At 65.9% G+C, this 6935-nt stretch carries 5 protein-coding genes; all 5 read left to right on the top strand.

Annotation, left to right across the window (positions count from 1 at the left end; translation table 11 throughout):
• Positions 1-86 precede the first annotated feature (86 nt).
• Positions 87-1241 (top strand): efflux RND transporter periplasmic adaptor subunit, encoded by a 1155-nt coding sequence (locus tag Q0U08_RS15970; protein ID WP_042469196.1) that lies wholly within the window; start codon positions 87-89, stop codon positions 1239-1241.
• Positions 1238-4471 (top strand): CusA/CzcA family heavy metal efflux RND transporter, encoded by a 3234-nt coding sequence (locus tag Q0U08_RS15975; protein ID WP_042469194.1) that lies wholly within the window; start codon positions 1238-1240, stop codon positions 4469-4471. Before Q0U08_RS15970 ends, Q0U08_RS15975 begins: the two co-directional genes overlap by 4 nt.
• A gap of 107 nt (positions 4472-4578) precedes the next feature.
• Positions 4579-5226 carry a HupE/UreJ family protein gene (locus Q0U08_RS15980; protein WP_042469303.1) on the top strand — a complete coding sequence of 216 codons (648 nt, stop codon included), beginning with the start codon at positions 4579-4581 and terminating at the stop codon, positions 5224-5226.
• Positions 5226-5828, top strand: a complete 603-nt coding sequence (locus Q0U08_RS15985; protein WP_042469192.1) for a hypothetical protein — start codon at positions 5226-5228, stop codon at positions 5826-5828. The genes Q0U08_RS15980 and Q0U08_RS15985 overlap by 1 nt, the downstream gene beginning before the upstream one ends.
• Positions 5829-5872: 44 nt before the next feature.
• Entirely contained in the window at positions 5873-6190 is a 318-nt protein-coding gene (locus Q0U08_RS15990; RefSeq protein ID WP_042469191.1) for a DUF6488 family protein, read from the top strand.
• Positions 6191-6935 lie beyond the last annotated feature (745 nt).

Consider the following 6935-nt stretch of genomic DNA (forward strand, 5'->3'; position numbering starts at 1 on the left):
ATCCTCGACGCCGCCGCAGCGCGCCTCGACGCTCGCGCCAATCTGGCCCGTCTGCAGGGCCTCACCATCACCGGAGAAGCGGTGCAATGACCGATAAAAATCGTCTCTACACCGGCGCCGCCATTGGCCTGGTCGCTGCCGCTGCGCTTGGGTTCGGCGCTGCGCGCCTCACCCAATCGTCCACCCCCGCCCCTGCCCCTACGGAAGCCGCAGCGCCAGCAAAGCCGTCGAACACGGTCGCGATGACGCAACAGGCGCTTTCAGCATCGCAAATCACTGTAGCCCCGGCGGCATCCGGCGAGCTGGACGCCGCGATCCTTGCCTCCGCCACGGTCGAGGCGACGCCCGACGCCGAGGCGGTGCTGACCGCGCGCGCGCCAGGCACGGTCAGCCGTATCATGGTCCGCATCGGCGATCCGGTTCGCGCCGGCCAGACCCTTGCATTGGTCGAGAGCCGCGACGCTTCACAAATCGCAGCCGACCGCTCGGCCGCATCCGCGCGCGTCACCCTCGCCGCGCGTCAGCTCGAACGAGAGCGCGGTTTGCTCGCGCAGGGTGTGACACCCCGCGCCGACTATGAATCGGCACAGGCCAACCTTGCCGTCGCCCAGGCCGACGCTCGCCGGGCTAGCGCCGCCGCGGGCGCGGCTCGCGTGTCGGGCGACGGTCGATCGGTTGCGGTCGTCAGCCCCGTTTCGGGGCGCGTTACCAATGCCGGTGCCAATCTCGGCCAGTTCGTCGCGGCTGAAACCGAGCTGTTCCGCGTCGCCGATCCGAGCCGGCTTCAGATTACCGCAAGCGTCCCGCCTGCCGATGCTGGCCGTGTCCGAGAAGGCGACAGGGTAGAGCTGACCACCACAGACGGTCGCACGATAGAAGGGCGGGTGCGTTCGGCGACCGGCGTCGTCGATCCGCAATCGCGGACCGCGACGGTCGTCGTCACGCCGACCGCCGGCGGCAGCACGCTTGCCCCGGGCCAGCTTGTTCAGGCTCGCATCCTCGCCAGTGGCGGGGCCGCAAAGAGCGGCGTGATGGTGCCGCAAGACGCGGTGCAGACGCTTGGCAGCGACAGCGTGGTGTTCGTCCGCACCGGCCAGGGCTTCCGCGCGCAGCCGGTTCAGATCGGCAGCCGATCGGGCGGGATGGTGGCGATCACCGGCGGCCTTGCCGCCGGCACGCAGATCGCCACCACCAACGCTTTCCTCCTCAAGGCCGAGATCGAGAAGGAGTCGGCGGAATGATCGGCCGCATCCTCTCCCTTTCGGTCCGGATGCGATGGCTTGTCGCCTTCCTGACCCTCGTCGTCATCGGCTTCGGCCTCTGGCAGATCACCAAGCTGCCGATCGACGCCGTGCCCGACGTCACCAACCGGCAGGTCCAGATCAGCACCTTCGCGCCGACGCTGGGGCCGGTCGACATCGAGAAGCAGGTGACGTTCCCGGTGGAGACGGCGCTTGCCGGAATACCAGGGCTTGAGATGACCCGCTCCATCTCACGCAATGGCTTCAGCCAGGTGACAGCGGTCTTTACCGACCGCACCGATATTTACTTTGCGCGCCAGCAGGTGACGGAACGGCTCGCACAGTCGCGCGACAGCCTTCCCGCCAACGCGCAGCCGATCCTCGCGCCGCTCAGCACCGGGCTTGGCGAGATCTTCTTCTATTCGGTCGCCTTCCGCCATCCCGACGGCAAGGGCCTGAAGACGGTCGACGGCAAACCGGGCTGGCAGTCGGACGGCAGCTACCTCACCCCCGAGGGCGAGCGGCTGACCACCGAACTGGCGAAGGCCGCCTATCTCCGCACGGTGCAGGACTGGATCATCCGCCCGCAGATGCGGGCGGTGCGCGGCGTCGCCGGCGTCGATTCCAACGGCGGCTATGTGAAGCAATATCTGATCGAGCCGAACCTCAACGCGCTCGCCAGCTATGGATTGTCCGTCACGGAGCTGGCGGATGCGATGGAGCGGGCCAACCTCTCCGCCGGGTCGAACTATGTCCGCCGCGCTGGCGAGAGCTTCCTTGTCCGCGCCGATGCTCGTCTGAAGTCGATCGAAGACATTCAGGAAGCCGTCGTCGCGACCCGCAACGGCGTCCCCGTTCGCGTCAAGGACGTGGGCCAGGTGGTGATCGGCGGTGCGGTCCGCACCGGCTCCGGCAGTCGCATGGGATCGGAAGCGGTCATCTCGACCGTGCTGATGCTGGTAGGCGACAACAGCCGCATCGTCGCGACAGACGCCGCCGAGAAGCTGACGCAGATCAACAAGGCGCTGCCGCCCGACGTGTTCGCCGAGCCGGTCTATAACCGCTCAAAGCTCGTCAACGCGACGATCGCGACGGTGGAAAAGAACCTGACCGAAGGCGCGCTGCTCGTCATCGTCGTGCTGTTCCTGCTGCTCGGCAACATCCGCGCTGCGCTCATCACCGCCGCAGTCATCCCGATTACCATGTTGATGACGGCCGCAGGAATGAACGGGCTGGGCGTGTCGGGCAATCTGATGAGCCTCGGCGCGCTCGATTTCGGGTTGATCGTCGACGGCGCCGTCATCATCGTCGAGAACGCGCTTCGCCGCCTCGCCGAACGCCAGGAGCATGAAGGCCGGCTTCTCACCCGCGAAGAGCGGATGGAGGAAACGACGCTCGCGGCCAAGGAGATGGTGCGGCCGACCGTTTATGGTCAGCTCATCATCTTCCTCGTCTTCGTGCCGCTGCTCACCTTCCAGGGCGTTGAGGGCAAGACGTTCGCGCCGATGGCGATCACGTTGATGGTGGCGCTCGCCTCTGCTTTCGTCCTGTCGCTTACCTTCGTTCCCGCGATGATCGCGATCGTCGTCAAGGGCCGGGTCAGTGAGACGGAAGTGAAGCCGATCCGCTGGTTCAAGGAACGCTACGCCCCCGTGCTGGGCCGGGCTGTCGCCCGCCCGATGCCCTTCATCCTGGGCGGTGTCGGCGTGTTCGTCGCGGCCGTGCTGAGCTTTGGCTTCCTCGGCGAGGAGTTCATGCCGCAGCTCGACGAGAAGGACATAACCGTCACCAACTTCCGCGTGCCATCGGCGTCGATCGATCAGTCGACGCAGATGCAGCTCCAGATCGAGAATGCATTGAAGACGCTGCCGGAGGTGGCGCTGGTCTTCTCCAAGAACGGTAACGCCGACCTCGGCACCGATCCGATGCCACCCAATGCGTCGGATACCTACGTCATCCCCAAGCCGGAGAACGAGTGGCCGACGGAGGTGAAAAGCAAGGAGGACATTCTTCGCCGCATCGAGGAGCGGATGAAGCCGCTGATCGGCAACCGGACGGAGATCCAGCAACCGATCCAGATGCGCTTCAACGAGCTGATCGCCGGCGTTCGCGCCGACGTCGCGATCAAACTTTACGGCGACGACCTCGACGCGATGAGCGAACAGGCGAAGCGCATCGCCGCCGTCATGCGCACGATCCCCGGCGCTGGCGACGTGAGTGCCGAACAGACGTCCGGCGCGCCGACCTTCGACGTGCAGATCGACCGTCAGGCGGCGGGCCGTTACGGCCTGTCGGTCGAGGAGGTGGCGAACACCGTCTCGGCTGCGCTTGGCGGGCGTGAGGCCGGGCTGCTGTTCGAGGGCGACCGGCGGTTCGACGTCGTGGTCCGCCTGCCCGACGCGCAGCGGGACGACCTTGAGACGCTGGGGTCGATCCCGGTGATGCTGCCCGCTGCCGAAGGTCAGGTGGCGCGCTCGATCCCGCTAAGCCAGGTCGCCCGGTTCAACTACACCCAAGGGTTGAACCAGATCAGTCGTGAGAACGGCAAGCGGATGGTGGTCGTGCAGATCAACGTGCGTGGGCGCGACCTTGGCGGGTTCGTCGAGGAAGCGCAGGCGAAGATCGGCCAGATGCAGCTCCCCGCTGGCATGTATACCGAGTGGGGCGGCACCTTCGAGAGCCTGCAATCGGCTCGGCTACGCCTGCTGATCGTGGTGCCGATCTGCTTCATTGCGATCTACGCCCTGCTCTACATGGCGCTCGGCAGCTTCGTGTCGGCGGCGATCGTGTTCTCGGCGGTGCCGATGGCGCTTGCCGGGGGCGTGTTTGCGCTGCTGCTGCGCGGCATCCCCTTCTCGATCACCGCAGCGGTCGGGTTCATCGCCCTGTCGGGCGTCGCCGTCCTCAACGGCCTCGTGATGATGAGCGCGATCGGGAAGCATCGCGAGGAAGGGGCGAGCGACGATGACGCGATCGTGGACGGCGCAATGGAGCGCGTCCGCCCGGTGCTGATGACCGCGCTGGTGGCATCGCTCGGCTTCGTGCCGATGGCGCTCGCCACCGGCACAGGTGCCGAGGTGCAACGGCCGCTCGCAACCGTCGTCATCGGCGGCCTCATTACTTCGACCGCCCTGACCTTGCTGGTGCTGCCAGCGATCACCGCCCTGGCGGGCCGGTGGTCGCAACGGCGACGCCCCGACCCTGCCACCCCGACGCACGCGCTCGCGTGATGAAGCGGAGACAATTTACCGTGGAAACATCATCCAACCGCCCGTGGCGCCTCCCGCTGCACTTGAGAGGGGTGACGACGTTCCTTGCCGTCGCCACCGCGACGTTCATGGCAAGCGCCGCCTATGCACATGGGGTCGCCGAAGGCGATCAGGCATTCATCGAAACGATCAACGGACCCGCCCCTGGCGCCTTCCTCTATCTCGGCGCCAAGCACATGGTCACAGGTTACGACCATCTGCTGTTTCTGTTCGGGGTGATCTTCTTCCTCTACCGGATGAAGCAGGTTGCCGCCTACGTGACGCTGTTCGCGATCGGCCACAGCACGACGCTGATCGCCGGCGTTCTGCTCGGCACCCACGTCAGTCCCTATGCGATCGACGCGATTATCGGTCTGTCGGTGGTCTATAAGGCGCTCGACAATCTCGGTGCCTATCAGCGGTGGTTCGGCGTCCAGCCTAACGCCAAGGCCGCGGTCCTGATCTTCGGCCTGTTCCACGGCTTCGGCCTCGCGACCAAGCTCCAGGACTTCGCGCTGCCATCGAACGGCCTTTTGGTGAATCTGTTGTCGTTCAACGTCGGCGTCGAAATCGGCCAGTTACTCGCTCTGTCCGCGATCCTGATCGTCATGGGCTACTGGCGCCGCACCGCCAGCTTCCGCCGACATGCCTTTGCCGCGAACGTGGTCCTGATGACCGCGGGCTTCGTCCTTACCGGCTACCAGCTCGCCGGCCTCATTCTCGAAGGGAACGCCTGATGAAAAACGCCAATCTGCCAAACGTCGGCGATCTCCCGACGCTGCGCCAGCTCAACCGGGCAACGGCGCTTGCCTTCGGCGTCGCCGTCGCGCTGCTCGCGACGACGATCCTGCCCGCCGAATACGGCGTCGATCCGATCGGGACGGGCCGCCTGCTCGGCCTCACTCGCATGGGAGAGGTCAAGCAGGCCGAACATGCAGCCGAGACCGCCACAGTCCCGGCGACCACGGCGCCGGCTTCGCCGGCTGCAAGGTCGAGCGTGCCGGCGACCGCGCAGACGGCCGAGGTGAAGATCACGCTCCAGCCCGACGAAGGTCGCGAAGTGAAGGCAGACATGCGCGCTGGCGACCGGATCGCCTACGCCTGGTCGACCGGCGGACCGGAGGTCCGTTTCGAGCTTCACGGCGAGGAACACGACGCGCCGGCAGATAAATACACCAGCTACGAGAAAGGATCGTCCGCCGGCGAGAAGGGCGATTTCCAGGCTCCTTTCGACGGGATGCACGGATGGTATTGGCGCAACCGCACCACTGCGCCCGTGACCATCACCGTGACGGCGACCGGCACGTTCCGCAGCTTCGCTGCGAAGCCGAAATCCTGATCGTAGCGATGCACTCCACCCTTTCCACCACGAGGAGACTACCCATGAAATACGCAGTCCTAGCCGTCGCGGTATTGGCCGCAGCCCCCGCCGCCGCCCATCCCGTTCACGACGAGGAAGCGCATAGCCAAGCGCCCGCCGAGGTGGCGCGTCAGCACGTCGTTCGCATGGTGACGCAATCCAAGCTCGCCCCGAGCTGGTCCAAAGCAAAGGTCGAGGGCACCGCGCAGCGGACCGCCAACGGCGCGCGTCAGACCGTCGTGACTTTCACCAATCCCTCCGAGCCTGTCGCACGGCGCACGCTTCACGTCGTGATTGGTGCGGACGGCAAGGTTGTTTCCGCCAACCCTTCGGCGAGCTGAATAACCGGCTCGTTGCGGGACCATACCCGAGCCGGCAGCCCTTCGGGGTTGCCGGCCAACTTGGCGACGGACCCGCGAGGCGTGAGTCCGGATTAATGAGGAAGCGGAATGGTTGACGTGCGCATCTGCGCCGCCACGCTACTTATGATGACCGTTGGCTGTTCGGAGCCGTCACCAAATACTCGCGACACGTCGGAGATACACCGACCTCACTCAATGACGCGGGTCTTGGAACAGCGATACGTCACATGCGCAGACGGCAGCCGGGCCGACATTGATTTCCTCGACGACGGTTTGCGCATGGCCGTGACATGGTTGCCGTCCGGGCCGACCGAGATTCTGGCGGCGTCCAAGACAGGAGAGCCCTTCACGGGGCGTCACACGCGTGCGATCATGGCCGGAGGAACGATCGCATTCGAGCGCGGTCGCACTCTCCTACGCATCTGCCAACATCCTCACCGATGATAATGAGCGGGTCTGACGCTTCGGCGGTGAAGACGGCGAAATCCATACCATCAGGCTTGAAGACCCTGCGCGACCCTGACGGGCACGGCCCTATCGGCGCGTTCGCGCCGACCGAGCCACCGTCCCGGCGTCTCGTCCCAAAGGGTAACGATCCTCGCGTGAGGTGTGCCACGTGGCACACCTGCGGACGCGCAAAGATGCGAGACGCTCCCCTGTAGAGCGCCACGGCCCTCCCCCGGAGGCCCGCCAGCGCGGGGAACACCAAGGGCTGCTGCCCTTT

Origin of the sequence: uncultured Sphingomonas sp. (assembly GCF_946477935.1) — a bacterium.
GTDB lineage: Bacteria > Pseudomonadota > Alphaproteobacteria > Sphingomonadales > Sphingomonadaceae > Sphingomonas.

Excerpts from the sequence above, each read along its gene's own strand:
- Q0U08_RS15985 (WP_042469192.1), top strand. The coding sequence starts at position 5,226 with ATGAAAAACGCCAATCTGCCAAACGTCGGCGATCTCCCGACGCTGCGC.
- Q0U08_RS15990 (WP_042469191.1), top strand. The coding sequence starts at position 5,873 with ATGAAATACGCAGTCCTAGCCGTCGCGGTATTGGCCGCAGCCCCCGCC.
- Q0U08_RS15980 (WP_042469303.1), top strand. The coding sequence starts at position 4,579 with ATGGCAAGCGCCGCCTATGCACATGGGGTCGCCGAAGGCGATCAGGCA.
- Q0U08_RS15970 (WP_042469196.1), top strand. The coding sequence starts at position 87 with ATGACCGATAAAAATCGTCTCTACACCGGCGCCGCCATTGGCCTGGTC.
- Q0U08_RS15975 (WP_042469194.1), top strand. The coding sequence starts at position 1,238 with ATGATCGGCCGCATCCTCTCCCTTTCGGTCCGGATGCGATGGCTTGTC.